32 protein-coding genes and 2 pseudogenes are annotated in these 25,936 nt (G+C 42.8%); 8 read left to right on the forward strand and 26 right to left on the reverse strand.

Translation table 11 applies throughout. From position 1 onward, the window contains the following. The 20 genes and pseudogenes from LEP1GSC060_RS06710 to LEP1GSC060_RS06805 form a co-directional block, all read right to left on the reverse strand. A pseudogene (locus LEP1GSC060_RS06710) lies at nucleotides 1-843 on the reverse strand (hypothetical protein); the annotation flags it as partial. Next, nucleotides 836-1,558, reverse strand: a complete 723-nt coding sequence (locus LEP1GSC060_RS06715) for a hypothetical protein (protein WP_002999649.1) — start codon at nucleotides 1,556-1,558, stop codon at nucleotides 836-838. The gene LEP1GSC060_RS06715 and the pseudogene LEP1GSC060_RS06710, both read right to left, overlap by 8 nt. A gap of 65 nt (nucleotides 1,559-1,623) precedes the next feature. Then, nucleotides 1,624-2,289 (reverse strand): hypothetical protein, encoded by a 666-nt coding sequence (locus tag LEP1GSC060_RS06720; protein ID WP_002999627.1) that lies wholly within the window; start codon nucleotides 2,287-2,289, stop codon nucleotides 1,624-1,626. Then, nucleotides 2,282-3,412, reverse strand: a complete 1,131-nt coding sequence (locus LEP1GSC060_RS06725) for a baseplate J/gp47 family protein (protein ID WP_002999595.1) — start codon at nucleotides 3,410-3,412, stop codon at nucleotides 2,282-2,284. Before LEP1GSC060_RS06725 ends, LEP1GSC060_RS06720 begins: the two co-directional genes overlap by 8 nt. Nucleotides 3,413-3,567: 155 nt before the next feature. Further along, nucleotides 3,568-3,930 (reverse strand): LIC10183 family protein, encoded by a 363-nt coding sequence (locus tag LEP1GSC060_RS06730; protein ID WP_002999584.1) that lies wholly within the window; start codon nucleotides 3,928-3,930, stop codon nucleotides 3,568-3,570. Beyond that, a complete protein-coding gene (locus tag LEP1GSC060_RS06735; protein WP_002999700.1) occupies nucleotides 3,930-4,502 on the reverse strand; it encodes a hypothetical protein in 573 nt (190 codons plus the stop codon). Before LEP1GSC060_RS06735 ends, LEP1GSC060_RS06730 begins: the two co-directional genes overlap by 1 nt. A 10-nt stretch (nucleotides 4,503-4,512) precedes the next feature. Next, nucleotides 4,513-5,556 (reverse strand): hypothetical protein, encoded by a 1,044-nt coding sequence (locus LEP1GSC060_RS06740; RefSeq protein ID WP_002999607.1) that lies wholly within the window; start codon nucleotides 5,554-5,556, stop codon nucleotides 4,513-4,515. Next, nucleotides 5,556-5,927 carry a LysM peptidoglycan-binding domain-containing protein gene (locus LEP1GSC060_RS06745; RefSeq protein WP_002999612.1) on the reverse strand — a complete coding sequence of 124 codons (372 nt, stop codon included), beginning with the start codon at nucleotides 5,925-5,927 and terminating at the stop codon, nucleotides 5,556-5,558. Before LEP1GSC060_RS06745 ends, LEP1GSC060_RS06740 begins: the two co-directional genes overlap by 1 nt. Beyond that, nucleotides 5,924-6,457, reverse strand: coding sequence for a DUF6046 domain-containing protein (locus LEP1GSC060_RS06750; RefSeq protein WP_036095641.1), 534 nt, complete (start codon nucleotides 6,455-6,457; stop codon nucleotides 5,924-5,926). Before LEP1GSC060_RS06750 ends, LEP1GSC060_RS06745 begins: the two co-directional genes overlap by 4 nt. A gap of 35 nt (nucleotides 6,458-6,492) precedes the next feature. Next, entirely contained in the window at nucleotides 6,493-8,574 is a 2,082-nt protein-coding gene (locus LEP1GSC060_RS06755) for a phage tail tape measure protein (RefSeq protein ID WP_002999681.1), read from the reverse strand. A gap of 19 nt (nucleotides 8,575-8,593) precedes the next feature. After that, nucleotides 8,594-8,764 (reverse strand): hypothetical protein, encoded by a 171-nt coding sequence (locus LEP1GSC060_RS19915; protein WP_002999634.1) that lies wholly within the window; start codon nucleotides 8,762-8,764, stop codon nucleotides 8,594-8,596. 38 nt (nucleotides 8,765-8,802) lie between these two features. Next, nucleotides 8,803-9,213 carry an LIC_10177 family protein gene (locus LEP1GSC060_RS06760; protein ID WP_002999666.1) on the reverse strand — a complete coding sequence of 137 codons (411 nt, stop codon included), beginning with the start codon at nucleotides 9,211-9,213 and terminating at the stop codon, nucleotides 8,803-8,805. Nucleotides 9,214-9,256: 43 nt separating this feature from the next. Further along, nucleotides 9,257-9,691 carry a hypothetical protein gene (locus LEP1GSC060_RS06765; protein WP_002999659.1) on the reverse strand — a complete coding sequence of 145 codons (435 nt, stop codon included), beginning with the start codon at nucleotides 9,689-9,691 and terminating at the stop codon, nucleotides 9,257-9,259. 9 nt (nucleotides 9,692-9,700) lie between these two features. Beyond that, entirely contained in the window at nucleotides 9,701-11,188 is a 1,488-nt protein-coding gene (locus tag LEP1GSC060_RS06770) for a DUF2586 family protein (RefSeq protein WP_002999652.1), read from the reverse strand. A gap of 276 nt (nucleotides 11,189-11,464) precedes the next feature. After that, a complete protein-coding gene (locus tag LEP1GSC060_RS06775; RefSeq protein WP_002999675.1) occupies nucleotides 11,465-11,686 on the reverse strand; it encodes a hypothetical protein in 222 nt (73 codons plus the stop codon). Continuing rightward, complete coding sequence (locus tag LEP1GSC060_RS06780) at nucleotides 11,683-12,303, reverse strand: LIC10173 family protein (protein ID WP_002999591.1); 621 nt, start codon at nucleotides 12,301-12,303, stop codon at nucleotides 11,683-11,685. The genes LEP1GSC060_RS06775 and LEP1GSC060_RS06780 overlap by 4 nt, the downstream gene beginning before the upstream one ends. A gap of 402 nt (nucleotides 12,304-12,705) precedes the next feature. Beyond that, nucleotides 12,706-13,275, reverse strand: coding sequence for a hypothetical protein (locus LEP1GSC060_RS06790; RefSeq protein ID WP_002999686.1), 570 nt, complete (start codon nucleotides 13,273-13,275; stop codon nucleotides 12,706-12,708). A 269-nt stretch (nucleotides 13,276-13,544) separates the two neighbouring features. Next, on the reverse strand, nucleotides 13,545-13,874 hold the full coding sequence (locus LEP1GSC060_RS06795) for a hypothetical protein (RefSeq protein WP_002999642.1): 330 nt from the start codon (nucleotides 13,872-13,874) through the stop codon (nucleotides 13,545-13,547). After that, the gene (locus tag LEP1GSC060_RS06800; protein ID WP_002999603.1) at nucleotides 13,871-14,104 is read right to left on the reverse strand and encodes a hypothetical protein; all 234 of its coding nucleotides are present in this window, start codon (nucleotides 14,102-14,104) and stop codon (nucleotides 13,871-13,873) included. Before LEP1GSC060_RS06800 ends, LEP1GSC060_RS06795 begins: the two co-directional genes overlap by 4 nt. Nucleotides 14,105-14,304: 200 nt before the next feature. Next, entirely contained in the window at nucleotides 14,305-14,607 is a 303-nt protein-coding gene (locus LEP1GSC060_RS06805) for an excisionase family DNA-binding protein (protein WP_036095633.1), read from the reverse strand. A gap of 632 nt (nucleotides 14,608-15,239) precedes the next feature. Here LEP1GSC060_RS06805 and LEP1GSC060_RS20265 point away from each other — a divergent pair. Continuing rightward, a complete protein-coding gene (locus tag LEP1GSC060_RS20265) occupies nucleotides 15,240-15,407 on the forward strand; it encodes a hypothetical protein (protein WP_002999689.1) in 168 nt (55 codons plus the stop codon). On the opposite strand, the gene LEP1GSC060_RS06815 is transcribed toward LEP1GSC060_RS20265, so the two are convergent. Next, on the reverse strand, nucleotides 15,408-15,806 hold the full coding sequence (locus LEP1GSC060_RS06815) for a helix-turn-helix domain-containing protein (protein ID WP_002999637.1): 399 nt from the start codon (nucleotides 15,804-15,806) through the stop codon (nucleotides 15,408-15,410). Nucleotides 15,807-15,936: 130 nt separating this feature from the next. Between LEP1GSC060_RS06815 and LEP1GSC060_RS06820 the strand changes: the two genes are divergently transcribed. The 7 genes from LEP1GSC060_RS06820 to LEP1GSC060_RS06840 all read left to right on the forward strand — a co-directional run bounded on the left by LEP1GSC060_RS06820 (nucleotide 15,937) and on the right by LEP1GSC060_RS06840 (nucleotide 18,497). Continuing rightward, a complete protein-coding gene (locus LEP1GSC060_RS06820; RefSeq protein ID WP_196221632.1) occupies nucleotides 15,937-16,209 on the forward strand; it encodes a hypothetical protein in 273 nt (90 codons plus the stop codon). Continuing rightward, nucleotides 16,209-16,517 (forward strand): LIC13344 family protein, encoded by a 309-nt coding sequence (locus LEP1GSC060_RS06825; RefSeq protein ID WP_002999646.1) that lies wholly within the window; start codon nucleotides 16,209-16,211, stop codon nucleotides 16,515-16,517. The genes LEP1GSC060_RS06820 and LEP1GSC060_RS06825 overlap by 1 nt, the downstream gene beginning before the upstream one ends. Nucleotides 16,518-16,552: 35 nt before the next feature. Beyond that, a complete protein-coding gene (locus LEP1GSC060_RS19920) occupies nucleotides 16,553-16,732 on the forward strand; it encodes a hypothetical protein (RefSeq protein ID WP_051061409.1) in 180 nt (59 codons plus the stop codon). A gap of 10 nt (nucleotides 16,733-16,742) precedes the next feature. Beyond that, on the forward strand, nucleotides 16,743-17,204 hold the full coding sequence (locus LEP1GSC060_RS06830) for a hypothetical protein (protein ID WP_002999655.1): 462 nt from the start codon (nucleotides 16,743-16,745) through the stop codon (nucleotides 17,202-17,204). A 36-nt stretch (nucleotides 17,205-17,240) separates the two neighbouring features. Further along, nucleotides 17,241-17,390 carry a hypothetical protein gene (locus tag LEP1GSC060_RS20270; RefSeq protein ID WP_002999624.1) on the forward strand — a complete coding sequence of 50 codons (150 nt, stop codon included), beginning with the start codon at nucleotides 17,241-17,243 and terminating at the stop codon, nucleotides 17,388-17,390. Nucleotides 17,391-17,398: 8 nt separating this feature from the next. Further along, complete coding sequence (locus LEP1GSC060_RS06835; protein WP_002999632.1) at nucleotides 17,399-17,995, forward strand: host-nuclease inhibitor Gam family protein; 597 nt, start codon at nucleotides 17,399-17,401, stop codon at nucleotides 17,993-17,995. A gap of 61 nt (nucleotides 17,996-18,056) precedes the next feature. Next, the gene (locus LEP1GSC060_RS06840) at nucleotides 18,057-18,497 is read left to right on the forward strand and encodes a hypothetical protein (RefSeq protein ID WP_002999599.1); all 441 of its coding nucleotides are present in this window, start codon (nucleotides 18,057-18,059) and stop codon (nucleotides 18,495-18,497) included. Nucleotides 18,498-18,809: 312 nt separating this feature from the next. Here LEP1GSC060_RS06840 and fumC read toward each other — a convergent pair whose 3' ends face one another. The 5 genes and pseudogenes from fumC to LEP1GSC060_RS06870 all read right to left on the reverse strand — a co-directional run. Then, the gene (gene fumC / locus LEP1GSC060_RS06850; protein WP_002999619.1) at nucleotides 18,810-20,204 is read right to left on the reverse strand and encodes a class II fumarate hydratase; all 1,395 of its coding nucleotides are present in this window, start codon (nucleotides 20,202-20,204) and stop codon (nucleotides 18,810-18,812) included. A 96-nt stretch (nucleotides 20,205-20,300) separates the two neighbouring features. Next, nucleotides 20,301-22,373, reverse strand: a complete 2,073-nt coding sequence (locus tag LEP1GSC060_RS06855; protein ID WP_002999629.1) for a hypothetical protein — start codon at nucleotides 22,371-22,373, stop codon at nucleotides 20,301-20,303. 415 nt (nucleotides 22,374-22,788) lie between these two features. Beyond that, nucleotides 22,789-24,051 carry a malic enzyme-like NAD(P)-binding protein gene (locus tag LEP1GSC060_RS06860; protein WP_002999669.1) on the reverse strand — a complete coding sequence of 421 codons (1,263 nt, stop codon included), beginning with the start codon at nucleotides 24,049-24,051 and terminating at the stop codon, nucleotides 22,789-22,791. Nucleotides 24,052-24,098: 47 nt separating this feature from the next. Beyond that, a complete protein-coding gene (gene mnmE / locus LEP1GSC060_RS06865; protein ID WP_036095638.1) occupies nucleotides 24,099-25,469 on the reverse strand; it encodes a tRNA uridine-5-carboxymethylaminomethyl(34) synthesis GTPase MnmE in 1,371 nt (456 codons plus the stop codon). Next, nucleotides 25,462-25,923: pseudogene (locus LEP1GSC060_RS06870) on the reverse strand (Jag family protein); the annotation flags it as partial. The gene mnmE and the pseudogene LEP1GSC060_RS06870, both read right to left, overlap by 8 nt. Nucleotides 25,924-25,936 lie beyond the last annotated feature (13 nt).

The following is a 25,936-nucleotide window of genomic DNA, read 5'->3' on the forward strand; positions in this document are numbered from 1 at the left end:
AAACGGTTTATTCAACCAATACGAAACCAAATCGGGCATTCCACCCGTTCCGGTCGAGTTGATCAACTGATCCGGACAAGCCAAACAAAACGCTGGAAAATCAGTCGATGGCGTCTTTAGCTCATCCATCCAAAACATCTCACCCAAAAATTTACGTTCTTGTTTGAAAGTTACATCCGAAAAATTCTTAGAATAAAGATAAGCTTGATTGATTCCTTGGACAAGTTTGAGAGGATGATTTATGTCCGGGTTGATACCCGCAATCAGATCGACGTGAAGATCCGTAACCGATCCGGTTTTTACGGAAGTAGCTTGTTTTTCCTCCGTAACTTGTCCGTCCTTGATGTTGTTCGTGGAAATCCCTCTCCAAATTCTAAGATCCGTCCCGAGAGTTACAACTCCGGAAACGTTAGACGAAATAGATCGCAAGGGAATATCGCCGATTACGAGCGCGCCTTGTCTCGCTAAAATTTCAAAGGAATTATCTCTCCAAAGATTGGGACCGTCGCTCGGAAGATTGGAAGGACTATCATACTGGGTTTCTAAAAATTTATGACGAGCTACGAGAGTGCAACTAACGTTATTCGGAACCGAAATGCCGGTAACTGGCGCGACTTCGATTCTTTTACCTTCCACATCGTAAGCGACGAGCGTATCGATCAAGTCCACGTGATTCGGTCCGGAACCGACCACGATGGTTCCTCCACTCTGAACTCCGAATCCTAAAAGATCCAGATCCCTGTTGACGATCTCTTGACTTTTCGATTCCTGTTCTTTTTTCCAGTCTTCCGGAAAAACCCTTTTACCTACGTTCGGAAATTCGATTCCCGATAATTTATCCATTGGTAACTCCTTCAAAAGACGGAAAACTTACGGCGATGGCTTCCAATTCGTCATAAAGAACGTTTACGTTGGTCTTCGTATTATTCTCGACTTGAAAGATCAGTTCCCTTTTCAGCTTTTTACACGCGCCGCTGAACGATTCATACGCGTTAGACTTCGTTAGAATGGAACTTGCAAGTTCCATAATATCATCGTCTTCTTGACTTTTGGATTCGCTCACGAGCGAGATAAGATCGGATTTAAGATTCGCTCTTTCTTGAACGTTTGCGGAAACCCATCGTTTGGCTTGTGCGGCCAGGATCGGCCAAGAAAGAGGTTCCGCTTTAGGATATCGCGAAAGAATCTGATTCATCGCTTCGTCGAACTTAAAATGTATTTCTTGAATCTTTTTCTCTTTGTAAGAGGATATCGTTAAAAGACCGCATTGTAAAAGTTCGAGTTCGGTTTTAGGAACCAGTTTTTCCTCTTCGATTTTCATATCTCCGGGAATCGAAATCAAACCTCGATCCGCTTTTTCGGAAAGGGAAAATTCCTTCAACTCCCCGCCTTCAAACTTAAAACCTTCCGGTGGAAACGAATTTCCTTGATGGATCTTTTTTTTCTTCCCTTCCGATTTATCCCGATTGAAGAGTTCCACTTCCAATTCTATGGACGATAAGTTGGAACGGGAATATTCCTCCAAAAACTCGGAAGAATAAACGTAAATCTTTTCCATGATTGCTCCTTGATGGGAGCGACTGAGTAGTTCCGCGAATTTTAAATATTAAGCGGTTTTTATATTTAATAAATTGAATATTCTTTAATCTTTTCGGCTCTGCGCGGATGGAATCGACCGACGAGCGTTCCGCCCATTACGAACGGTTCGAAATCGCCTTGATCCTCCCATAATTCGCATACGTTCCCGCCGATGTTCACATTCTCGATGGATTGAACCAAAGCGGTTCGATTGAAAGAGTCGGCAAGTTTTGGAAATAAAAATCGATATCTGAATAGGACGTATTTCCTCGACATCATTCTTCGATCCAAAGCGCCGCCCATCACAAAACAATTCTTCGTTTCTTCGGCTTCGTAAACTTTAGAATAACGAATCTCTTCCGGATTCAATCCCGTAGAAAATTGAATGACTTGTTTTTTGGAAGATACCGAAGCGATCGACTTTTTGAAAAGTTTGGCAAGTAAAAGTCTGTTTCGATACGAATCGTCCGTTTCGCCCGGAAGTTTTTCGATCTTGTATCGGGCTCCCCATAAAATTAATCCGAAGCCGTCGCTTGTCTCCAGCCACATCTGTCGATACAACCAACTCAACCTTCCCGCCCTTTCATCAAGAATCGAAAGAATCGATTTTAAAACCTTGTACCAAAAACCGGAAGCCCCTAGTTTTCGTATTAAACTTCTTTGATTCTTCCAGACATAGGAATCAAAATCGAAAACAAATTTATCAGACATAAACCGCACCGAGTACTTGAAAACCGGGGCCTGCGTTCGCCAAAGAACCCGCAGGTACATCAACATTTCCTAATGGATTAAACTCCACATCGATACAATTCGGAAGCGTTTGATACAAAACCTTTAATTGAGCGTCCACAAAATCCTGACCTTCGCCAAGCGAAAGAAAGTATTCTTCTTTTATCTGATCCAGAACCGCCTGACTTGGAATCGTATCCGAAGAGGAAAACTTTACGGTCACGGTTTTATTCACCGCAGTTTCGGAAATATTCTCGATCAATACGTGAGCGACTCCGCCGGGATCGTTTTCCTCCGAATTAAAATGATCGCCCACTTGCGTCAGTTGGGAATTCGTAAGCGGACCAACCGTTCCTTGGAGAAGAATTTTTATTTCTCCGTCCGTTTTTAAATTTTTTGCACTTTTGAAAATCGCCCTTTTGACAAAGGAAAACGTTTCCGCTTCCCCGATATACCAAGCGGGAGTCCACTTTGAAGAAACTCCTTCCGCATTTTGTAAACGCGCTCGGACGGAAGTTCTCGTTTCTCTATATTGACCTTGTTGCACCGGATTGATTTCTACGTTGGAAACATAGTCGATTCCGTCCGGAGGATTTTCTATCGAATTGATCGAACCCGGTACTACGTTACCGATCGGACCGTCCACAACACATTGAACGAGAGCTTCCACGGTAAATTTTCCTTGAGCGTCGACGGCTATACCTGCGGGAAGAATTAAGGATTCCTGAAGAAAAAATCGGACCTTTTGATCCTCCCTCCCCGCAGTGGTCACGATCAAAGATTGTGGAATCTCGCGATCGAACGCGGACGAAACGGCGGAACCGATTCTCACTTTAATGATCGCCGGAAGTGCAGGTTTCCATTGCATCCCTCTACGGATCAAATGTTCGTGAAGCGCATCGTCTTCCGCCGTGTGAGGATGAATCGCTTTTTGAACGGATATAAGATCGTTATCGATGAATAAAAATACCGCATTCGAAACGGCGCGCAAAATCGAAAACGTTTTCGACGTCGGGCTGAACGTATGATTCTTAAATACTCCGGAAGCTTTAACGCTCTGGAGATGGTCCGTAAGAACCTGTTCTTTAGTTATATTCAAATTCACTGTTTACCTCCATCCTTAAGTCGAACTCCGAATTTTACACCGTCGCAAGACAACTCGAACGTTCTAAAAATCGATTCATCTTTCCTACGGTCGAGTCCGCTCGATTTTTTCTTATTAAAAAGAAAATCATAATTATTTAATATTATTTTCATAACTTATTTCATCAAAATCCCTTTGGCGGATTCTCCCGTTTTCAATCGGAAATCGACTACGATCCTGCTTTCCATATCAAGAGTAACGTCGATCGAATCGGAATCGATCGCAGGATGTAACTTTAGGATTCTTTCGGCGTCCCGAATCCTCGCCGCCTGATCGTAGTATTCCGTGGAATTCAAAACGATCCTTTGTCTACTGTAGATTTCGGGGTAATCGATATCGTCCCCTACGGCCATCTCGAACATCTCTCGAACTTCCGATAAAACGATTCTTACCGCGTTTGTGTCGCTTAACAAATCGTCGTCGGAAGCGTCCAACGCCAAATCCCCGAATCGGATGGGATCATTTGCAAAATCGATCATCAGGTTCCTGCCTTCGGTTTACTCGAAACGGAAGAACCGATCGGAGTGTCCACGTAATCGGTCAAGTGGGTCGATAAACCTACGGAATCGGAAGATTCCGCAAAAGCGGTGACTTCTTTTTTCGCTTCCACCTTTCCCGTGGTTTTAAAATCGCCGTCCTGTTCTATATTTCCCCGAATCTTAAACGGTTTACCGCCCAGATCCAAAAGAAACCCTTCGTCGTCGAGAGTTACCTTGATTAGATTATTATAATTTATAAAAGCCTTATTCTCATTAATTTCCACTTCCACCTTGTCCGCTACTTTCGTCTTAAGGGAATCTATCTTCTCGAAACCGAACGCGGTGTATCTCTTTTCGATGTTATCTCTTGCGATCAACAGACATTTGGAACCGACTCTAGGAACGATATGTTCGGTCCAAGTCACGTTATGGATAAAATCTTCGGCGACCTTTACGGTCAGAAGTTTTTTTTCGGAGTCCACCGAATCGACGATTCCCAACTTCGGAAAGAAGATGGGAAAACCGATTTTCCACGCTTGAACGATTGCTTGTATGATGGTCCTATCCGCCATTTTGCCTCTTTTATTTTTTGCGACTCGACTTTGACGATCCGGTTCTCGGAGGTTCGTGATACAAACCCGGATAAATTTCCTGACGATAACCCTTCGTATTAAACTTTTTAATAACACGATCAACGAACGCCTTCGCGCTTCTGGAAGAATCCTCCGGATCTTGGATGTCTACGATCTGCGAATGTGTGATCGAAGGATAACCGAAGGAAATAAATTTTCCTTTAAAACCCGAGCCGCATTTATCGTCGAAAATTTCTTTGGCTCTTTTTTCGGCGCCCTCGGAATCCAATCCGTCGATTTCGTAATAACGCGCTTCCCCTTCTCCATGAACTCCTCTGTACGTTTGTCCCGTTTTCGGATTTTCTCCGCGAACGATGATCTGAAACGGTTTACTTTCCTGCGGCGTAAGATCGTCTTCGATGATATTCCAAGTAAACCGAAAGATCGGAAATTTTTCCTTGGATTCGGACGTCTTTTGTTTTTGAGGTTTCGATTGATTTCCTTTCGAAGCGAAAGTTAGATTCGGATGTTTGAATGCCTTTTGAACGACCAACTTCCAATCATGAAAAAAAACGTCGACTCCGTGAGTTTTTTTCAACTCGGATAACGCATAACGTGCCGACTTCTTGGAACATCGAATATCGACCGTTCGTTTGATGTCTGCGTCTCGGACAACGATCGATATGTCCGACTTGATCCGAGGGTGAATACAATCGTTCAAAAAAGTCATCAACGGTTTTTGATGATAATCCTGAGTCATAATCTTACGCTGACAAAAAAAGAAAGGGTCCACACATTTTAATTCCAGCGGAACTTTAGGACTGATTTCCAACACATAACCGTTAAATTCCGAAAGAAGGCCGTATCGTGTGTATCCCGCTTTCCAAGTCACTTTTGAAAACTTAACGATCGAATCTTTTTTTAGATTCTTATACTTGGGAAGTTTGACCGTTAGTATATCCGTGGGAATCTCTCTCGAAGACTCCAACGTAACTTCCGTTACCGCCGGAAATTTCGTATTCGATATTTCTAATTCTTGATTTAGAGTCAGCATTAAACCGTCATCCTCCTTTTTGCGTTTTGTAGTTCGACCTTTGAAACGAGAGCTTCTATAAAAAGGATCGATCCTATGTTTTCATACGGTTGTATGTTCGAATTGTTCTCTCGAATTTTACCGGAAAAATGTTCCGTCCCGTAATGAAAAAAACTGATCGACTCGTATGTTTCTCCTTCCGCAATCGTATGCTGACGGTCTTCGGTCAGAGGGTCCGGAATCTCGATTAAAATTCCGGCTTTCGGATTTTTCCAATCTTCTATCTGAGGATTGTTATCGAATATCAATCTCCAAATTTCCCATCGGCCGTAATAACGGGCGGCAAGTCTCTGTAACGTATCGTTGTTTTTAAGAACGTAAAACCGACTCATAACGAAGACTCCACGGCGCTATTTTTGGATTCCAAAGAAGCGAGATCCAAATCGTATTCCTCGTCGGACAACAACGTAAGCGTGATCGTCTGACTGTACTGGATCGGTTCGGAAGGAAGATCGAAACTTTTACAAACTACATTCTTAATTCCTAATGCGTTTAACATCGAATGACTCAAATAAAGAGTTTCGTTTGTTTCCCAGATTTTTTTTAACTCTTTTATTTTTTGTATCATACTCTTTATAAGCGGATTGGAAGGAGCCGCCAAAAACCCCGCTCCGTAGGTCGAGGCGAGAATCGTAAACTCAACCGTAATCTCCCAATCCCCGTATCCCGTAAGTTCTTTTACGCTTCCTTTTCCGCCCGGTATAGAAGTGACTTCTATTTTCTTTTCCTGACTCGCTTTGATCTTAGTCGCGGAAGGAAATTCGTATTCGTTTGCAAAATCCGATCCTATCACTAAACGATCCGTATCTCCCGTTATGATTTCCAGCGGCATGTATCCCGCCGGAAGCGGAGGCGGCATCATGTATGCCGGATTAATGGGTATGATAAATTTTCCGCTCATGCCAATTCCATCTCCTCAAATCGATCTAGTTCTTGAAATATCGCATCGGTGATGATCTCTCCGATTTTTTTCTTATTTGTCGTCCTATCTCCTACAACCAACTGACCGATGATCGATCCGATGGAAACGTTCGCACCACCTTGTCTTCTCATAGACGTCGCTTCGGATATTTCCGCAACTTCCGAAGTTCTACGAACGACTTTTTTGGAATTCGAATCGACCGATTCGTTGAATCGTTTCAAAACAGGATTCCCTTTCGGTATATCGGATCTTATTCCTTGCATATTCGAATTTCCTAAAGAAGCAACGTTCCTTTTACTTGCGAGAGTCGTCGCCAAACCGTTCGCCTTGATTCCGGACTTATCGGCTGACAAACCTTGCGTTTTAGTCGCTTGCACTTTAATTTGTATGCCGGGCGCCGGCGCGGCTTTGATCGAACCGGAAGGTACGCGTATTTGTTGTGTTCCCGGAACGGGAATCTGATTTTGACCCGGATTCGGAACCGGCTTGAGTCCAAGTATTTTTGCAAACGGACCTTGTGTTTGTTTGGATCCGCCGGGCAAATAACTTCCGATAAAATCCAACACCGATTTGATTCCCGGAAACATAAAATTTAATCCGTTTATAATTGCGTTTCCTATCGTCATAATCAGATTCGAACCCGCACTACTCGCAAATTGCGAAATCGAATTCCAAATATTCACAAGTTCCTGAAGGACAAACGATCCGACTGCGGCAAACGGAGCCCATATTATATTCCAAATAGATAATACTGCGTTTCCGAAATTCGTTATACCGACCACAAGTAGATTCCAAAGATTCGAAACCTCCGTTGCGATCGTATCGACCAATTGAACTATATCGTCCCAATAGTTATAAATCGTAAGACCGATTGCCGCAAACAGACTTAACCATGGGCCGATCGAAACTAAAATGATACCTGCAATGACGGCGACGAGCCCCTTGGCCCAATCCGGCATTTCCATCCAAGCCCCTTTGACCGTGTCCCAAGCTGAAACTAAGAAATCGACGAACGAATTCCATTTTTCTAATATATAATTTACGGCTGCCATCGTCGCCGCTTTGATTTCATCCCAATAGGTGATGATAAGAGCGACTGCGGCAATCACTCCGACTATGATCAATCCGATCGGATTGCCGACAATCGCAGCCTTTAAGAAAGTAAAGAATGGTACGGCTGCCGCTTTGAGAAAAATAAATGCGCCTTTAAGCACTGAAAATGTCCCGGCGCCGGATAAAACCGCCGCTCCCAACATGACAAACGTAGCGGCAAATTCCAAGAGTTTGGGATTATTGATTAGGAAGACGTTTACGACTTCGATCCCATCCGCAATTGCTTTGAATACGTTCGTAAGAACGGATTCTAAAATTCCGAATTTTATAAGACCCGAGCCTTCGATTCCTTTTCCTAAGTGAATTTTGAAGTTCTTCCATGCCTCGGATGCTCGTTTGAATTGTGCGGGAAAATTGTCCAACGCTTTTAAGGCTAATTCAGAATCCTTTATATTCCCGAAACTTAATTGATTGATATCTCCGTTAAAGTTCTTAACCGATATCCCCGCTTCGATCAGTCGGTTCGTTAAATCTTCGAAACTTCCGCCGGTGGCTAAAGCGCCGTTCGCAACGGCATTAACCAACTTGTTCAGGTTCTCGGCATTCAGTTCCTTAAAAGAGGATTTGATTTTAAACGCACCGGAAAGGATTTTCTCAACGGGAATTCCAGTGTCGTCGGAAAGTTTAAACGCCGTATTCGAAACGGCGGCTACATCCTGTGCGGTCATGCCTAGAGTTTTAAAGTTGTTCTCCAACTTGGAACTCTCCATCCTTCCATCGTATAAGTATTTTATAATTTTCGCAATATCAATGCCGACTTTAAGCATCTTATTTCCCGAACCCGCTTTATCTAAAGCGACTTGCAACTTAGCGGCATGATTCGCGTCTTGTGCGATCACATTTTTTAATTTATCCCACTTATTGATGATCTCTTCGATTTTACCGGAGGCAAGATCCGCAATGGTAAAAACAATTTTCAGTTCGTTTGTATTTGTATCGGCCATATCCTGCCTCCCGTAATTTTCAATCTCCGTTAAACGCCTTAACGATTGCGCGTGTTAAAGTGTTGATCTCGATTTGCTGAACGAATTCCAATTCCGCAGCCAACTGAGTTTCATAACTTTCGCGTTCGTCTCCGTCTTCCGGATATTCCAACTTTCTTCCCGGAAAATAGTACATCAAAAGAACTTCCAATGCACCGTTTCCGGCTTTAAGAAACCTAAGTTTCTCTCCTATAACTTTTTTGCGGTCACCTCTTGGGTGGTCGCGGTCAGCTCGATCAGTTTATTACTGATCGGAATAAAGATACCCGGAGAATCTTGGGCCCAGCCGTTTACGACTTCGAAACTCGGATACAGACAACACTGACCCGTGAGACGTTGTGCGACATCGGTTTGTTTTTCTTTTCTCGCCTTTTCCAGAGTTTCATCCACTTGAGTTTTGTTAGGTACTCGGCAGATGATTTTTCTACCTTCTCCGGCATCCAAAACGTGAAGGCCCCCTTTATCGATAAAATGCGATTTGACCACATCGATCGCGTCTTTGTTGCGAGCGATAAAATCGTCGTCGATGTTTTGATAAGGCTGAGGAAGTTTTTCAAACGCTTCCTTAAGAGCGGGAATCGAACTGATTAATGGGTTCATGTTGTTTTCCTTATATTCTGATTATCGAATGGTTCTTAACTCGTCACGCAAACGTGATCACCGGAATCGATAACAAAGCGATTTCCAAAGGAACCGCGATTGCGCCCGAGTTCCCGCTTTTGATATCCGCGTTGTACTTCGTAATTTTGACCGCAGGTGCGATGTATTTGAAGTCCGGTCTTCCTTCCGCTTTCAAAACCGCAGTGAGAGGAGCAGGCGGAAGTTTTTCGATCAAACCCCCGTAAGGAGCCGCCAAAAGAGTCAAACGATCCAGCTCTTCGAAATAAATTTCAGCGCTGATGCTACGTTTGTAATTCTTCGTAGTGTATCCGACGATCTCTCCCGCCTTACCGTAAGTGAGTTCGATCTCGACTGCGTGGTCGAATGTGAACGAGGAGAAGTTCACCATATCGTAACCGAAAAGTTTCAGTTCGAGATTGGTAAAACTATAATTTTCCTTTACTACTTCCAATGTCATTGTTAACTCCTATTTAGGTGTGGCGAAAGAGGTTTCCCATTCGATCGCTTTGGTTCTGTTGCTTACGTACATCTTGCACTTCGCTTTCAAAATCCGATCCGTATTGAATGTTTTATTCGGATCCAAGACGATCTCATGACCGGAAATTTCCTTTCTACCGGGCGCTTCCATCTCGGCGGAAATTTTGGAATCGATGTAAGCCTTTAAGTAATCCAAACCGCCCGAACCCGAATCTACTTCCGTATCCATATTCAAAAACTGAAGGGACTCTCGATAAAGAATGCGATGCATCTTGTCCGCGCGCCTGCGTTCCGGAAGTTCCTTGAAATCGGACGCACTTGCGGCTTTGATCTTATCCCGAGCGATGAAAATTCCTTCATAGTCGTCGTATTCTTTCAGAACCATCAAACCCATATCGTGAAGCAGATCCATGTAGTTTCTATATCCTTCATCCCAATAACGGATTTCGGAAAATGTCAAAGAACGCATATCCTTCACGTAACCGATCGAAACGTTAACGGGAGCCGCCGCAATTTTAGAGGTAGCCATCGTCGCAAAGTTTCTCCATACCCCGATGGAATCGCCCGCGGACTTTACCGAAGAGTAACCGCCGGAAGCGTTGACTCCGCCTTTGATATAACGAGCCTCACCGACCGCGATAATCACCCTTCCCTTCGGCGAAGTAAAAGGTTCGAACTCGTCTTGGATATATTGAAAGTATTCGGGAAGAGTTTCCGACTGATCCTTACCTCTCGCTTCCAAAATCATGAACGAAGGAAGGTGATGTTCGGATTCCATCTCCTCCAAAATCACGTTACACGACATCGCAAACGCCCTGGAGGCCGGACCCAAAACATGAATCCAATACGAACCGTATTCTCTTTTTAAGGACTCGATCGCCGCCAGCCTTGACGCGTTAGACGCCGTTGGCCCGGAGATCGTAAAGGAATACGTATCACCGATTTTGAATGTATTTGCGGGAGTGGAAGCGTTCGTAAAAGTGGCGCTGACCCCGACGTCCAAAGAAATCGGAGAAGCGCTCGCGGGCGTGATCAAAGGAGTGGAGAAGTTCGCTCCACCGTCCACTGACTTACGATATTCCGCAACCCCGCAAGCGCCCGCCTTTGTGATTTTAAGTACTACAACTCTGCTTCCCGTCGCGGTTCCCGAGGTTGTCGGTAGAGCCGCTTCCCCGTCTCCCACTTTGATCGGAGTTCCGACCGTCCCTGCAACGTCGTTTTGCGGACGAACACAAAACACCGGCACCGGCTTTTGTCCCTTTGTTTCGTCGAATTCGTCGAAAAACTGTTCCAGAGCATCCACGAGTTCTCCTCTTCCAAAAACGTCCCTGGCTTGAGGTGTGTTATTGATGACATAAACCCTATTTGCATCTCCGGTTTCCGCAGTTCCAACCTTGGAACCCACACGATCCGGTTTCACGTCGTTGAAGTTGATCCCACCGTCTTGATGGTAGGTAGTCACGTCGCCTGTTGACATTGATACGCTCCTAATATTAAGAGCAACTGAGTAGAATGGCGGACGAGCCGCTCTTTATTTTAACGCGAATTCGGTCTAAGAAAGTTTGGGCGAATCCGGCCTTGGCAGGCCGGACCGCGCTTTCAGCTATAGTCAATAAATTGCATAAAAGAAACGTTATACGATATATCGCCTTTAATTTCAATTTATTGACTCCGCATCAATCGCTTTCGCATCCGTTATACCGAATCACGTTATATTATCACTTCTGAATTTCTGATTTCTGAATCGACTCGTTCATTTTTCCTCGAACGGAATTTTTTCTTCCGTGTATTCGGATTTCCGTTCTTGTATTACGCTTTTGTTTTTGTCGAGATCCTTTCCGGAAAATTCTTGATAGGCGTTTTTAAGAATCTCGTCCTTAACGTCCTCTTCCGGATCTCTTCGCAAATGATCCAAAAAACCGGCCGCTAAAGCCGGGGAAATTTCGTATTTTCTAATAAACTCAACTGCTTTCATTGTTCCTCCGATGTTTCGATATCCGTTGGCTCCTCGATTTGAAAGGTTCCCTGAGCCAGAGTAGGAACCGATTCCGTTTCAAAAAGTCCGTCGCTAAAAACGATTTCCGTCTTCAATTTATAGTATCCTAGGTTTTCCGAAACATCCGCGATTCTGTAAGAAACGCCGGGCTTTACCTCGACGGTAACGCCGCCGGAAGTCTTAAAATTCCGATGATTGGAAAGATAAATAAGAATCTGATCAATGACCCCAAGATCCCACGCATTCGGACCCGCATGTCCCGTAGACGGGACATCATCGGAAGAGTTTTGCATCCAAAAATCTATAACATATTTAAATTCTTGAATATAATGTCTTTTTAAAAAACGAATATTCTTAATTCCGTTGACGATCTCGGAGTTCAATCTTTGAAACCTTTTTCCGTCCGCAATCGAAACGAGAGGAGACTGGAAAATCACACAAAAAGGAAACAAATCCGGATAATCCGCAACGTACGGATTCGATAAAAAAATTTTACTTTCCGGAAACAGAGAAATCGGCTCCGTAGCGGGAAGTTCCGGCAAGGTTTTGATCGAAACGATCAAGGATTTTAAGTAATCGATATGGCTGATTCTCATGATTGAAATTTTTTAATTCTCCAAATTTATCCGTTATAACTTTCGATCCCGAAACGAGGCTTGCTTACTTGCTTACTTGCTTACTTGCTTACTTGCTTACTTGCTTACTTGCTTACTTGCTTACTTGCTTACTTGCTTACTTTCTTGCTTTTTCGAACCAGTTCCGGCTTCGAATCCGTTCCATAGAATACGAAATTTTTTCGTTTTTACAAGGCGCGAACTGCGTCGATTCGCCCCTAATTTCCGAATCCGTTCGATCGAAAATAATAGAGTTGTTGAAAAATTCAATAGTCGCGATTAACAAAACTGCTTCAATCGTCCATTTCAATGAAACAGAAACAAATGGAGAATTAATTTTTCAACAACCCCAATTAATGATTCCTTAAAACCTCTCCATCCATATTAAATTTTATGCAAGTATAATATACTCGGAACGCCCAAATCGAATAGAACGTCCAAATCGTATTGAATCATATGTCCGTAAGGATCGACATACCGCGGTCCGACTCCGTACGGATCGGAGGCTTTTAAAAATTTCCTACCGTCCTCGTTCACCACGATTCCGATACCCCGGATGATATGCCCTTTTTTAGTAAGATACGTTCCTAAACCGCAGGGAAAATTTCCGTTCTCGAAATAATCGCAAAGTTCGTCCTTATCCCCTTTTTTCTTAACGATTTCAAATGGAATTTCGTTTGAGTTCATTAGAATATTAAAATGTTCTGCGTGATCGAAAGAATCATAAACGTTCTTTTTATTCTTAACGACCCAGTCCTCGAAAAGAGCGTAATAATTATAGGTCGTAAGATGGATAAAATCGGGAATTTTATAAATCAATCCAATATAGATTATAAAATCCTGAAATACGTTCCCCATACACTGCTGATAGTCCTTCAGATAAAGACGAGGTGTAATCTCATCCTTTCTTTGCGGATTCCATGGAGCGATAGGATGAGAGATATGTGCGATCATTTCGTTCCTCCTTCGTTTAACAAATAGGTAGATTCGGTTTGAAATTTTGATTACAAACGTCCTGTTCTCACGAGGTTATATGACGCCCTTTGTCGATCCGAATCGTAAGCGAGCGACAAATCGATTTGGCGGACTTCATGTCGATCGCCTACCAAGCGTATTTTAAAAACCGAAACTCCGGATGCCGGTTAAAGACATTCAATTTTCAAATATTAAAGTTACATTGATCTTTTTTAAGATCCAAAAGATTCGGACAAAGTGGCGAAAATTCACAACTGCCTACTCTCAAGGCCCGATTGAGAAGTTTTGCTTGAACCCGTCGCTTGCGGAAATGAATCCAAAAAATCGCCTAAGATTTTTTTTTTAGAATTTAAATCCTCGTTGATTCTTTTTCCCAAATACAAACTCCCAACCGTTCCATAAAACACGATCAACCATTGAATGATATCGATGTGAAGCGGCCTTAACGAATCCGGAGAAAAAATCGAAAGAATACACAAAGCAATCAGATAAAAAATAGACAAAAAGAAAACGATCCAAGTGCGAAAAGTCGTATCGGAAGGTTTTCCGGTCCTATCGTCTCTAAATAAAAATTTCATTCCATTCTCCTTCCTTTGGCGGAGGTAAGTTTGATCAGGTCTTTGACGTCCGCCTTGATTTCCGCAAGATCCTTAGCGATAGAGGTCATTTCGGTTTCTATTTTAACAATCCGAATCTCGTGATCCTTATACATCGTATTGTATTGAATGGTTCCGGAAATGACAAAACCTAAGATGACGAGAAAGTCCTTGATCCCGAGTTTTATCTGACTTATTTTTGAACTCTCCATTCTTCCTCACAAAAAAACGACCCGCGCGCAAAGCGGCGGGTTCAGTGACTACTCAATCGCTTCCGATTGTGAACAAAGAATAACACGGATATTTTTTGAAACAAAGAACGGAACGGAATCGGATCCGTCCGTTCTGCCTCTAATTTTCAATTAGGCGGTTTACAATACGTTAGTCGCCTTTTGGGAAGAGAAAATGGAAATCAGTAGATTTGTTTTTTTGTTCTACGGGAAAGAGCTACCTTATCCAAATCTTCGATCATAAACCTTCGAACGCGAGGACTCCATTGTATAAAAGGAATCTCATGATTGATCACATACTGATTGAAAGTCCTAACGGAAAGATTTAAATACTGAGCGGCTTCTTTTGTTTTTAAAATTTGAGTTTTATCCTTTGCCGAAGAAAATTCCGGAACGTCTCGGAGTTGATTTCCCCTTTCCGAAACGGAAGACTGAATGTTTTTGAGCAAGGATCCTTTTCTTGTATTACCGTTGATTATAGACATGGTGTCAGGTTTGAACTAGGGGCATGTTTTTTGTCAAGCCCATTCCGATTTCGGAAACGTATTAGGGATCAGTAACAATAGAATACCGGAAATTCCGCCTTTAAAACGAGATTCGTTTCTAAATTCAAGATATTCTAATATAACGCGAGTTCGGTACAACGAATGCGATTGATGCGGAGTCAATAAATTGAAATTGAAGACGATATATTGCATTACGTTTCTTTCATGCAATTTATTGACTATAGCACTGTATTTCGACCCTTGGGGAGAAATACTGAGTTCGAGCGCGGCCCCTCGCTTTTTCGTAGAAAAAGACGAGGGGTTCGCCCAAACTTTCAACCGACGACTTCATCTCCGTTGCAAAATGAAATCGTTGTTAAGTTGGAGAGTTTTTCGATGCGGATTGACTTCTTAGAGTTCCGTTGCGTTGAACTTCCCACTAAACGAAGTTTTGCGAATGAGACATATCGAAATTATTGTCATTTAAAGCGTAAGAGTTTCGATTCGAAATAAATTTGAAAACCAAAGTGAATGCGGACAAAAAAGAGTCACATTTTCGGATTTAAGATGGATTTTGTCAGGGGTCAAAAATATACTAAACATATATATAGCTATTTTGTTGGAGCAAGAATTTGGAGACAACCGAAGAATTACGCGAATTTCTTTATTGGAAAGTGGAAGGAGCTTTGAAAAAGTTCGAATACGATTTTCAAGTTTCTCCGGAACCGATTCAGACGCTTAGACATACGTACGCTCAAGAAATCGTAAATTTCGTATTCGAATCTTTGAAGGAAAAGTAATCATTTTTTCTTACGAAATTTTTCTATGACCACAGCCAACGCTTCCAATTCCGAATCCGGAACTTCCAAAAGACTCTCCAGCAAATTTTCAATCCGCGGACGAGTTCTTATCTTTCTAAGAATCGCTCTGTAACGATCCGTTTCCAGATCCGTCTTTATTTCAATTTCAGCGATCAACATTTCTCCCTCGCCCGTTATCAACCAAAGAGGGTTTACATTGTGCACGGTTCTAAGTCGCAATAAGGATTCTTGAGAAAAACTTTTAGCCCTCTCATTGATAAGATCACTGATAAACGCAGGTTTCAGATCGATCGATCTTGCAAATTCAGCCTGAGAAAATCCCAAAGTTTCGATGAGTTTTTTCAAACGATCCGGAAATTTTTTATTTGCTTTATACATTTTAATCGTATTTTATGATTGACAATAATACATTTTTAACGTATGGTCATTTCAGGCGGGACAAAACTCGCCGTAATCAAAGTCGATTTCGAATCGGAATTCGGTCTTTCGCACGACCCAAGACTCGCAGATGGAAACGAAATCGCAATCACAAAAAGGAGGCCCGATGATCATCATTAACGGAGACGAATGCAAGGATTTCATTTGTATCACATTAAAAATGAAAACCCTCGCTAAGTTCGCAAGGGAAGCGGAAGTAAACTACGACTACCTATCGAAAAGTTTAAACGGACAACATTCCTACACCGAAGTCAGAGAAGCATTCAAAAAATGGAATGTTCCGTATCGTATGGGTCGTTCGACGCGATCTTACAACAAATCAAAAAACAGGAGAGTAGCTTAATGATACAACGAAATAGTGCGACCGCCGTCGCCGAAAAAAATCCGATCCCGGATAGGAACAATTTGGATCCGATCGTTCTTTCCGATATCGAGGAAAAAAAAATCGTTCAAATCGCCGAGTTTGTCAAAGAACAATTTACGACGTTTGATTGGAGATGGGACGACCACAGCGAAATGAGCGATAAAGCGGTTACTTCCCTTTTCCTCGTAAAAAACGATATCGCTCAAATTTGCGAAAAAAATCCGAGTAAAATTCAGGAGTTCATTAGTATTCTTGAATATATTTTGGAAGAGGAATTCGGCGAGTGATCGGAACTAAAAAAATGATTAAGGAGAATTTTACTATGACAGTTAATCCATGTGTTCAGTGCAATCAAAAAGAGTCCATGCGTCAAACCGATCTTTGCGAAGATTGCCTGATCCAAAGTTTTAAACCCTTGATTTCCCTTTCAGACAAAATCCGTTCTTTTCACGCAAACAAGGAAGTAACTTCGATGCCCGACAAACCCAAAGGAGCGGCATAGGATTAAAATTATGAATTCCGAAACAATAAAAAGATTTATCGTAAACGGAGAAATCGTTCACAAAGGAGAATTTTGGAGAAGAGGAAGAAAACTTTCCCAGAGATTGGAACAGATCGTCATCGAATCAAAATTAAATCTCAAGGATATAGCGTTCAAATATTCTCCGAATCCCGATAGTGATCGTTTGGATCAACCCGCTCCCCTTTACCGTGAACACCTCGCAGACGTAGTCAAAGGAACCCGTAACACGGCACGTTATGTGAAAGCTCTAGAAGATTCCTGGAAACTACCGATCGAAAAAATCCGTTCCATTTATCGAGAGGATAAGGAAGCGGAAAAAAGATCGGAAAAGTTGGATTCGAATTCGATTCAAGAATTTGCACATTGGTACAGAGATCTTTTACGTTCTAAAAAAGAAACTCCGAACGTTTTACAAATTCAGAATCAAAATATAAGGGATGTGGCCGTGTGAAAGGGAAAGCCGCAAAGTCAATTAGGAGAATCTAAAATGACAAAGAAAAAATCGATAAAAACAAAAGTTCAAAAGAACGGGAAAAAGCCGTCCGTAAAGAAGATTCCTTCCGTTCCGGTTCTATCTTCTTCGACGAACGGAATCGCAGTGAACATAACTCCGCAAAAAACGAAATCGTCCGAATAGGAGGAACGATGTTAAAATCAAAGAATTCGCTTAACAAAACGATCCGAACCGATTTACCCGATAATCGTTACGAAGGACGCTCCGATATCGCGCAAGCGATTCAACAACTCGGTGAATTCAAACGGGAAAGGGATAGGATCAAAGGTAAAACGGACGATCAAATCGCCAAACTACTGTTGGATCTTCAAAACGAAGTCGCGCCTTTGGATTTAAAGATACAACACATTGCATCGGGAATCAAGTTTTATGCCGATCACCATCTGGAAGAATTATTTCCGGACCCGGAGTACAAAACCTGCAAATTGACGACGGGAACATTAAGACTTCGTAAAGTTCCTCCTTCCGTAAAAACAAGAGGAACCGCAAAGTTCTATGAAAAAATTCTCACCGAACACGGTCTTTTGGCAAGGTTTAACGGTCTTGTTTCCAGATTCAACGGAGTTTATCTAAGAATAAAAATAGAACTCAATAAGGAACGAATTCTATCGGAACCGTTAAAAGCGATGAACAAGATCGGAATTCAACTGAGCGAAGAAGCGGAACGTTTGTACATCGCTCCTAACGAAACCGAACTGGAAATAGAGGTCTCCGAGGACGCCGCCTAATCGCAGTTAAATTTTAAAAGTTATCGGGTTCCCAAAAAGAAACAAAATAAGGAGGGATAAAATGGATTACATACTTTATAAAAATCTAAAAAACTATAAATACCAGCTTGTAAAACCCTACAATTTTCAAACGGAAATCAGAAATAATACGTCGCTTCGCATCGGAACTTCGGATGTAAAAGTTTTTGTAGACCTTGATCCGGAAGGTTTATTGAAGATCGACGCGGGATACGCCTGGGACGGTCCGAGCGGTCCGACAATGGACACAAAAAATTTCATGCGCGGTTCTCTCGTACACGACGCACTTTATCAGTTGATGCGCGAGGAAAAATTGGATCGGATAAAATATCGGGAAAATGCGGACCAACTTCTTAAAAAAATATGTTTGGAAGACGGAATGAATTCCTTTAGAGCCTCGTACGTCTATCGATTCGTTCGTTTATTCGGCGAACCTTCCGCAAAACCGAAAGATGAAAGTAAAGAATGGGAAGTTGCACCTTGAAAACTTTGGACATCTTCGTTTTAGTTTTCGGTTATACTTTCTTCTGGACTTTTTTGTTTTGGTTGTTTATCGGAATCGCAGCGGCGTGTTTCTGGTTTTCGTTATTATTTTTCCGAAACAAAGACGAACGTATCAATAAGAACGAAGTCGATAAATTCCAAATGAATCACGACGATTTAGAAAATTAGAATATTCTTTTCTATTGATTAACGTACGCTCGATATAACCGATGCAAAAGCGATTGAATATGAAAGATAGGCCATCCCTTGCATGCAAGGGATGGATTCGCCCAATCGTCTCCACGAACTAATGTTAATCTACGGAAGGATGGATCATCTTTTCGGGAAGCACCCACTGATCGAATTGTTCGCTTGTCAAAAGTCCCAATTCGATCCCGGACTCTTTCAGAGTCGTTCCTTTTTTATGAGCGTTCTTTGCGATCTTAGCCGCGTTGTCATAACCGATATGCGGATTCAAAGCGGTTACGAGCATCAAAGAATTATTCAAGTGTTCGTTCAATTTTTCTTTGTTCGGAGTGATTCCGCGCGCGCAGTGTTCCTCGAAAGAAACACAAGAATCGGATAATAAACGAATCGAATTCAAAACGTTGTGAATGATCAACGGCTTAAAAACGTTCAACTCGAAATTTCCGGAAGCGCCTCCGATGTTCACCGCAACGTCGTTTGCGATTACCTGAGCGGCGACCATCGTCATCTGCTCTGACTGAGTCGGGTTCACCTTTCCGGGCATGATGGAAGAACCCGGTTCGTTTTCCGGAATACTGATCTCGCCGATTCCACAACGAGGACCGGAAGAAAGCCAGCGTACGTCGTTTGCGATTTTCATCAAAGAAGCCGCAATCGTTTTCAGAACGCCGCTCGCTTCCACAAGGGAATCGTGAGCCGCAAGAGCTTCGAATTTATTTTCGGCGCTTACAAAAGGAAGTCCGGTTTCCTTTGCGATTTGAGCGGCGGCCTTTACCGCAAATTCGGGATGTGTGTTGAGTCCCGTTCCAACGGCAGTTCCGCCTAACGCAAGTCTGTAAACTGCGGGCAAAACCGCCTTCACTCTCGCGATATTGTAATCCAACTGCTGAACATAACCGGAAAATTCCTGGCCTAACGTCAACGGAGTCGCGTCCTGTAGATGGGTTCTTCCGATTTTTATAATATTCTGAAATTCATCGGTTTTCTTTTTGAGCGTATTCTTAAGTTGAGTTAACGCCGGAATCAGTTTTTGATTCAATTGTTCCGCCGCGGCGATGTGCATCGCGGTGGGAAAAGTATCGTTCGAGGACTGGGCCTTGTTTACGTCGTCGTTGGGATGGATCGGCTTTTTGGAACCTTTAACTCCGCCCGCGATTTCGATCGCACGGTTCGAAATCACTTCGTTGGAATTCATGTTTGTTTGTGTTCCGGAACCGGTCTGCCAAACGGAAAGGGGAAAATGTTCGTCCAACTTACCGGAAATCACTTCGTCGGCGGCTTGGACAATAAGTTTCTTCTTATCTTCGGTAAGAAGACCGAGTTCGGCGTTTACGATCGCGGCCGATTTTTTCAAAATCCCCAAAGCGCGAATCATTTCCCTCGGAAATCGATCGTTTCCGATATGAAAGTGATGCAAGGAACGTTCGGTTTGTGCTCCCCAATATTTGGAATCGTCTACGGCGATTTCGCCCATTGAATCCGTTTCGATTCTGGTTTTCATGAATCCTCCGAAAGGTTATAGTTTGATTGAAAGATAAGATTCTCCAAACAGAATATCAATATTCAATAAAATTCTAATATACTTAGAATTGAATTTTCATTCGTTTTGGAATCGTCTCAGAGTGTCCGCAAGCGCGGAAAACTCCGGTTTTTTAGCGGAAACATTGTCCAGATAATCCAGAGTGGTTTGGATCCAAGTTGGATCGGATTCCAATTCTCTCCGTATAAAAACGTGTCTGACCTGGTTCATCGTTCTGATTTCCAGATATCTCCGCTTCTGGTCATAGTATATGAGGTCGGCCACTTTGTCTTTTCCGAATTCCGGAGAGGACACGGCGGCGACAACTTCATCAAGCCAAATCAATCCGTTATTTTTACGGTCCACGTAGTCGATCGCCTTTTGAACGCGAGCGGGAACCATCATTTCTTTTTCTTTCGGACCTACGATCACACCGAGAGACATTTTCTTTTTCGGTTTAACGGACTCTTGGGGAGAATAATCCGTTTCGATATTTTTAATATCTTTTCTGACCTGGCCCTTGCTCGAAGTTTCTCGCGAAGAAAACTTGATCCCGAATAAACTTAGGATGAATTCGACGATTCTTTCGAAGATCGACTTGGATGCCCTTTCGGAACGGATCCTTTCTTTTTCCGTGTCTTCTTCCCATTCGGCGATCGCTTTACTTAAACGTATCTGTTCGTCGACGGCGGCTTGGCCGTCTTTCACGTCGGAAACTTCCTTTAAAAATTCATAGATCCCGCGAGGATATCCGTTTTGACGAATCAGATTGTGAATCGAAGTTCTTCTCGGACGAACCTCGATAAAAGCTCGCAGAATCATACTCTTCGCCAAAATCATAAGTCCGATCGTTTCGCCGCCGGCGCTTTTCCTTTCTTTTTTTAGAAAGTCTTCTCTTGTGCGAATTCGCTCCAAAACTTCGCGGAACAAATCGGTTCTATTCATTCCCACACTTTTGATCGCGGCGTCTTCCGCTTCAAAATTGGAAAGATCGAAATTTACCGGTTCTCTGGATTCTTTAAAACGAAACAGATTTTCCATCGTGATCAAATTGATCAGGGATTCTTTTTTAAGATGTTCGAGAGTTCTTACGGTTTGAAGTAATACTTCGTAAGATTTGATAAAATCTCCGCCGCCCATCCAACTTTTTCCGGATGTAAAGGCGGGATGTTTTTTCAATTCTTGCAGGTATCTTTCAGCTTGAGAGTTTCCGGTCAGCTCGATCCAGGAAGCCTCTTCTCCGGGAAGAATTTGAAGAAGTATCTTACGGGATATCACGGTAAACAAATCGAATATGATTTCCAATTCCGTAATTTTTCCCTGTTCGCCCTTTTCTTTCGAGGTGTGTCTAAAACTTAAAAGTTCGTCCAAAGAGGGTTGAAACAAATGAAAGCGCGCGTGCAATTGTAAAAGAGGGGACCTTGTTCCTCTTTTTTCAAGTACTTGTAAAACTTCCGGCTCCACCTTTATTAGAGAAATCTGATTTACTATTTCTGCGGGTTTTTGATTCAACACTTGAAAAATATTACTGAATAAATCTCCCCGAACCTGCAATCGACTCAAAAGAAATTCCAAAGAAAGAGATTCCAAATTTTGCATGGACTTTTCCAAAAATTTGGAATCCGATAAATTGATCGGCATTCCTTTGTCGTCCACGTTAAGATAATTCTGATGAACCCAGTTCTCAATATCGTTACTTTTGGAAACGTTCAAAATGAACTGATCCCTTGCGTACAACATTTCCAAGATCGCGGCCGCACTTTGAAGAAGACAACCGCGTTTTACTTTTACGATTTGATCGGCCTTTAAAGAAGCGGGACGAATGATGACGTTTGCGATTTGGAGTTCCCGAATTTCTTTTTGAAACTGAAGAAACTGATACGATTGAATCCCCTTTCGTTCCTCTAAAAATTTGAGATCCTGAAGTTTGAGGTGTTGGAGTTGTTCGATTTTTGTAAGAGCAAAAGGAGATTGGTTGAATAAGAAATAATTTTCCACTCCCTTCTCGATCAAATCGATATCCTTAAACGCACCCGGATTGAATTGAAGCATTAGAACTTTGAGTTCCTGGTCTCCGATCATATCCTGAGTATCCTCCGGATTAAAAACGAAGGTTTCGGGAGTTGGAACTTGATTATCGGATTTGGACATAACCCACCGCGCCCCAAAAGGTCATAACATTAGGGGACCGTAGAAAATTAGAAAAGTCTATTACTCTTTGTCTCAAAGTCGGATTTTTCATTCTTGAAAAAAGTCGGATAATAAATTTCCACCGCGATTCGATATTCATTCGAAACGTTTTTCGAGATACACTCGAAAAAGAATCTTATCTTTCTGAATATCGGGACTTTTCTCAAAATAACATAGAATCTTTTCCGGAAAATCGAATTATCCGATCGTGGGAGTTCCCACGTTTCAAGTGGTTAGGAATCAGATGTTGGAATCGGTGGATAGAACTTACCATAACCAACCCCGCAAATTACTTGGATCTAAAGATAACTTGTCGGAAGTACGACAATCCTCAGAGTAAGCGCGTAAAAAACTCAAACGACCGCGTTGGTGCGTTTCAGTCTCTGATCATTCCTTCGAGGAACGTGAGATATTTTTCTCTTCCCAAATAAGGAATTCGAGACGAACCGCTTGCGACCGCTGCCTCTGCGACTGCGGGAGCCACATGAAATAAAACTCGTTTATCGAACGGTTTAGGAATCAGATATTCCGGTCCGAACGTAAACTTCTCTCCGCCGTACGCCTTACTTACCGCATCGGGAACTTCGAGACGGGCCAATTCCGCCAAAGCGCGAGCCGCTGCGAGTTTCATCTCTAAAGTGATATGACGAGCTCTTACGTCGAGAGCGCCTCTGAAAATAAAAGGAAATCCTAATACGTTGTTAACCTGATTCGGATTATCGCTTCTTCCCGTTCCCATAATTAAATCGGAACGAACGGCCTTAGCGACTTGATACGGAATTTCAGGATCGGGATTTGCAAGTGCAAAAATCACGGGATCTTTTGCCATGGAACGAACCATATCTTCGTCCACCATATTTTCAACGGAAACTCCGATAAAAATATCCGAACCTTTCATCACTTCTCTCAGAGTTGTATATTCTGTTTTTTGAATGTATTTCTTTTTGGAATCGTTCAGATCGGTTCGATTGTGATGGATCACACCTTTTGTATCTACGAGAAAAATCCGTTCTTTTTTGATTCCGATGTGTTGGATGAGTTCCGCGATCGCGATTCCTGCGGCGCCCGCTCCACAAATCACGACCTTCGCTTCTCCCGGTTTTTTACCGGTCAGTTCGAAAGAATTTAAAAGTCCCGCAACGGTGATGATCGCGGTTCCGTGTTGATCGTCGTGAAAAACGGGAATGTTCATCTTTTCAATGAGTTGTTCTTCGATATAAAAACTTTCCGGAGCCTTAATATCTTCCAGATTGATTCCGCCGAAAGTCGGTTCGAGAAGTCGAACGGCATTGATGAATTCGTCCGGATCTTTCGTGTTGATCTCGATATCGAACACGTCTATACCCGCAAACTTTTTAAAAAGAACGGCCTTTCCTTCCATCACCGGTTTACCGGCAAGTGCGCCGATATCTCCAAGTCCAAGAATCGCGGTTCCGTTTGTGATGATACCTACGAGATTTCCTTTGTTCGTATATTCGTAAACCAAGTCGGGGACTTCTTTGATTTCCAAACAAGGATAAGCGACGCCGGGAGAATAGGCGAGGGAAAGATCGTAAGAATCCTGAGTTGGTTTGGTAGGAACGACTTCGGTTTTTCCCTTAGGATGAAGCGCGTGGTATTGTAATGATTTTTCCCTCATACGATTTTTCCCATGTTTTTCAAATTAAGCGGTGCGACGATAAAATTTCATTTGCCAACGCAGAACTTGCTGAAGATTCTCCCGAGAATCTCCTCCGTGTCCACTCTGCCGTTGACCTCTCCGATTTCGGAAAGGGCGTAATTGATTTCTTGAATATAAATTTCTGCGGGAGCTCCTTCCTCGATCCGATGGAGGGTATTGTCAAGATAACGAAGGATGGTTTCGAAGTGATATCTTTGACGTTCTTCCAAAAGGACATAATCTTCGGAATGTCCCATCGCACCGGCTTTTTCCTTAATCGCTCCCAGAAGAATCGAAATCCCCTCTTTTGTTTTACAGGAAATTTCGCAAACCGTTAAGTCTTTTACGTCCGCAAACAAATTCGGATCCCAAGAAGAATCATGAATGTCGATCTTGTTCGCGACAAGGATCGAACCTTGCAGTCGATCTTTGGCTCTGACGATAAACTCTTTCCATTCTTCCTTCTTAGAAGTGTCGATGAGAAAGAGCCTTATGTCTGCGGATTGAAATTCCTTCTCGCTCCTTTCGATTCCGAGTTTTTCGACGTGATCCGTCGTTTCTCGAACCCCGGCCGTGTCGACGAGTCTTACCGGAATACCTTCGAGTAAAATTTCTTCGCTGATATAATCCCGGGTGGTTCCGGGAATTTCGGAGATGATGGAACGATCTTTTCCGAGTAAAACATTCATCAAGCTCGACTTACCCGTGTTAGGTTCCCCGTAGAGAACGATTCTAAGTTGTTGAATTAATTTTTCCGCCGAATCCGATTTGGAAATCACGGTTTGACAAAGAGATTTCACTTTTTCGATACGAGCCTTTCTTTCTTCCAAGGATTCGTACGTGAGATCTTCGGTGGAAAAATCGATCTCCGCTTCACACTCCGCTTTGAGTGAAATGAGTTGGCTTCGGAGATTGGAAGTAAAACGAGAGACTTCACCGAAGACGTTTTTTTGAGCGAGTTCCAATTCAAAACGAGAACGCGCGGAGATCAGTCTTCCGATCGCCTCCGCTTCGGTAAGATCCAATTTTTCATTTAAGAACGCTCTGCGGGAAAATTCTCCCTGTTTGGCCGGACGAGCGCCCGCTCTGAAGATGGCGTCTAACGCTTCTCTTAACAAAATCGGATTTCCGTGAAAGTGAAATTCGCAGAGGTGTTCACCCGTATAAGAATTCGGAGCTTTAAAATAAAAGAATAGGATTTGATCTACTTTTCGATCGCCGATTTGAAAGACACATTGAATCGCGGTCCTCGGTAGTATATCGGATGAAGTAAGAAATTTATTTTTTGAAAAAAGAAACGAGGAAGAAATCGAGAGGGCTTCCGGCCCGGACATTCGGATGATTCCTATTGCCCCGGATCCGGAAGCTGTTGATACGGCTGCTATCGTATCATTCAAAGTTCGCTTCTTCGAGAAGGTCGTTGTTCGGACCTTTTTCGACAACGTCTTTGTATTTGTGTTTATCCTTCATCGGAATGATTCTTACTTTTTTGTAAGTGCCGTTTCCTTCCGATCTCGTAAAAACCTTTTCGTTTTCTTGAAGAGCCATGTGAATGATTCTTCTTTCGAAAGGATTCATCGGTTCCAACAGTTTTGATTTTCCGGTTTTGGCAACGGTCGCCGCAACGGATTTTCCGAGACGAACCAAAGAAAGTTCTCTTTTGTCCCTGTAAGATTCTATATCCAGAACGATTTTTCTTCCGTGTCTGATTTTGGAATCCACCATCAAGTTGAAGATGAACTGAAGAGCGTCTAACGTTGCTCCTCTTTTTCCGATCACGAGTCCGGATTCTTTGCTCGCTATCTCGACGTAAATCTTACCGTCGACGTCGCCCATACCGACGACTTCGGCTTATACTAGGTGT

The organism is Leptospira weilii serovar Ranarum str. ICFT (genome assembly GCF_000332415.1).
Taxonomy (GTDB): Bacteria; Spirochaetota; Leptospiria; order Leptospirales; family Leptospiraceae; genus Leptospira; species Leptospira weilii_A.

Bases quoted from the DNA above. Each gene is read 5' to 3' on its own strand.
- LEP1GSC060_RS06715 (WP_002999649.1), bottom strand. From the start codon at position 1,558: ATGGAAAAGATTTACGTTTATTCTTCCGAGTTTTTGGAGGAATATTCC.
- LEP1GSC060_RS06720 (WP_002999627.1), bottom strand. From the start codon at position 2,289: ATGTCTGATAAATTTGTTTTCGATTTTGATTCCTATGTCTGGAAGAAT.
- LEP1GSC060_RS06730 (WP_002999584.1), bottom strand. From the start codon at position 3,930: ATGATCGATTTTGCAAATGATCCCATCCGATTCGGGGATTTGGCGTTG.
- LEP1GSC060_RS06735 (WP_002999700.1), bottom strand. From the start codon at position 4,502: ATGGCGGATAGGACCATCATACAAGCAATCGTTCAAGCGTGGAAAATC.
- LEP1GSC060_RS06740 (WP_002999607.1), bottom strand. From the start codon at position 5,556: ATGCTGACTCTAAATCAAGAATTAGAAATATCGAATACGAAATTTCCG.
- LEP1GSC060_RS06745 (WP_002999612.1), bottom strand. From the start codon at position 5,927: ATGAGTCGGTTTTACGTTCTTAAAAACAACGATACGTTACAGAGACTT.
- LEP1GSC060_RS06750 (WP_036095641.1), bottom strand. From the start codon at position 6,457: ATGATGCCGCCTCCGCTTCCGGCGGGATACATGCCGCTGGAAATCATA.
- LEP1GSC060_RS06755 (WP_002999681.1), bottom strand. From the start codon at position 8,574: ATGGCCGATACAAATACAAACGAACTGAAAATTGTTTTTACCATTGCG.
- LEP1GSC060_RS06760 (WP_002999666.1), bottom strand. From the start codon at position 9,213: ATGAACCCATTAATCAGTTCGATTCCCGCTCTTAAGGAAGCGTTTGAA.
- LEP1GSC060_RS06765 (WP_002999659.1), bottom strand. From the start codon at position 9,691: ATGACATTGGAAGTAGTAAAGGAAAATTATAGTTTTACCAATCTCGAA.
- LEP1GSC060_RS06770 (WP_002999652.1), bottom strand. From the start codon at position 11,188: ATGTCAACAGGCGACGTGACTACCTACCATCAAGACGGTGGGATCAAC.
- LEP1GSC060_RS06775 (WP_002999675.1), bottom strand. From the start codon at position 11,686: ATGAAAGCAGTTGAGTTTATTAGAAAATACGAAATTTCCCCGGCTTTA.
- LEP1GSC060_RS06780 (WP_002999591.1), bottom strand. From the start codon at position 12,303: ATGAGAATCAGCCATATCGATTACTTAAAATCCTTGATCGTTTCGATC.
- LEP1GSC060_RS06790 (WP_002999686.1), bottom strand. From the start codon at position 13,275: ATGATCGCACATATCTCTCATCCTATCGCTCCATGGAATCCGCAAAGA.
- LEP1GSC060_RS06795 (WP_002999642.1), bottom strand. From the start codon at position 13,874: ATGAAATTTTTATTTAGAGACGATAGGACCGGAAAACCTTCCGATACG.
- LEP1GSC060_RS06800 (WP_002999603.1), bottom strand. From the start codon at position 14,104: ATGGAGAGTTCAAAAATAAGTCAGATAAAACTCGGGATCAAGGACTTT.
- LEP1GSC060_RS06805 (WP_036095633.1), bottom strand. From the start codon at position 14,607: ATGTCTATAATCAACGGTAATACAAGAAAAGGATCCTTGCTCAAAAAC.
- LEP1GSC060_RS06815 (WP_002999637.1), bottom strand. From the start codon at position 15,806: ATGTATAAAGCAAATAAAAAATTTCCGGATCGTTTGAAAAAACTCATC.
- LEP1GSC060_RS06820 (WP_196221632.1), top strand. From the start codon at position 15,937: ATGGAAACGAAATCGCAATCACAAAAAGGAGGCCCGATGATCATCATT.
- LEP1GSC060_RS06825 (WP_002999646.1), top strand. From the start codon at position 16,209: ATGATACAACGAAATAGTGCGACCGCCGTCGCCGAAAAAAATCCGATC.
- LEP1GSC060_RS19920 (WP_051061409.1), top strand. From the start codon at position 16,553: ATGACAGTTAATCCATGTGTTCAGTGCAATCAAAAAGAGTCCATGCGT.
- LEP1GSC060_RS06830 (WP_002999655.1), top strand. From the start codon at position 16,743: ATGAATTCCGAAACAATAAAAAGATTTATCGTAAACGGAGAAATCGTT.
- LEP1GSC060_RS20270 (WP_002999624.1), top strand. From the start codon at position 17,241: ATGACAAAGAAAAAATCGATAAAAACAAAAGTTCAAAAGAACGGGAAA.
- LEP1GSC060_RS06835 (WP_002999632.1), top strand. From the start codon at position 17,399: ATGTTAAAATCAAAGAATTCGCTTAACAAAACGATCCGAACCGATTTA.
- LEP1GSC060_RS06840 (WP_002999599.1), top strand. From the start codon at position 18,057: ATGGATTACATACTTTATAAAAATCTAAAAAACTATAAATACCAGCTT.
- fumC (WP_002999619.1), bottom strand. From the start codon at position 20,204: ATGAAAACCAGAATCGAAACGGATTCAATGGGCGAAATCGCCGTAGAC.
- LEP1GSC060_RS06855 (WP_002999629.1), bottom strand. From the start codon at position 22,373: ATGTCCAAATCCGATAATCAAGTTCCAACTCCCGAAACCTTCGTTTTT.
- LEP1GSC060_RS06860 (WP_002999669.1), bottom strand. From the start codon at position 24,051: ATGAGGGAAAAATCATTACAATACCACGCGCTTCATCCTAAGGGAAAA.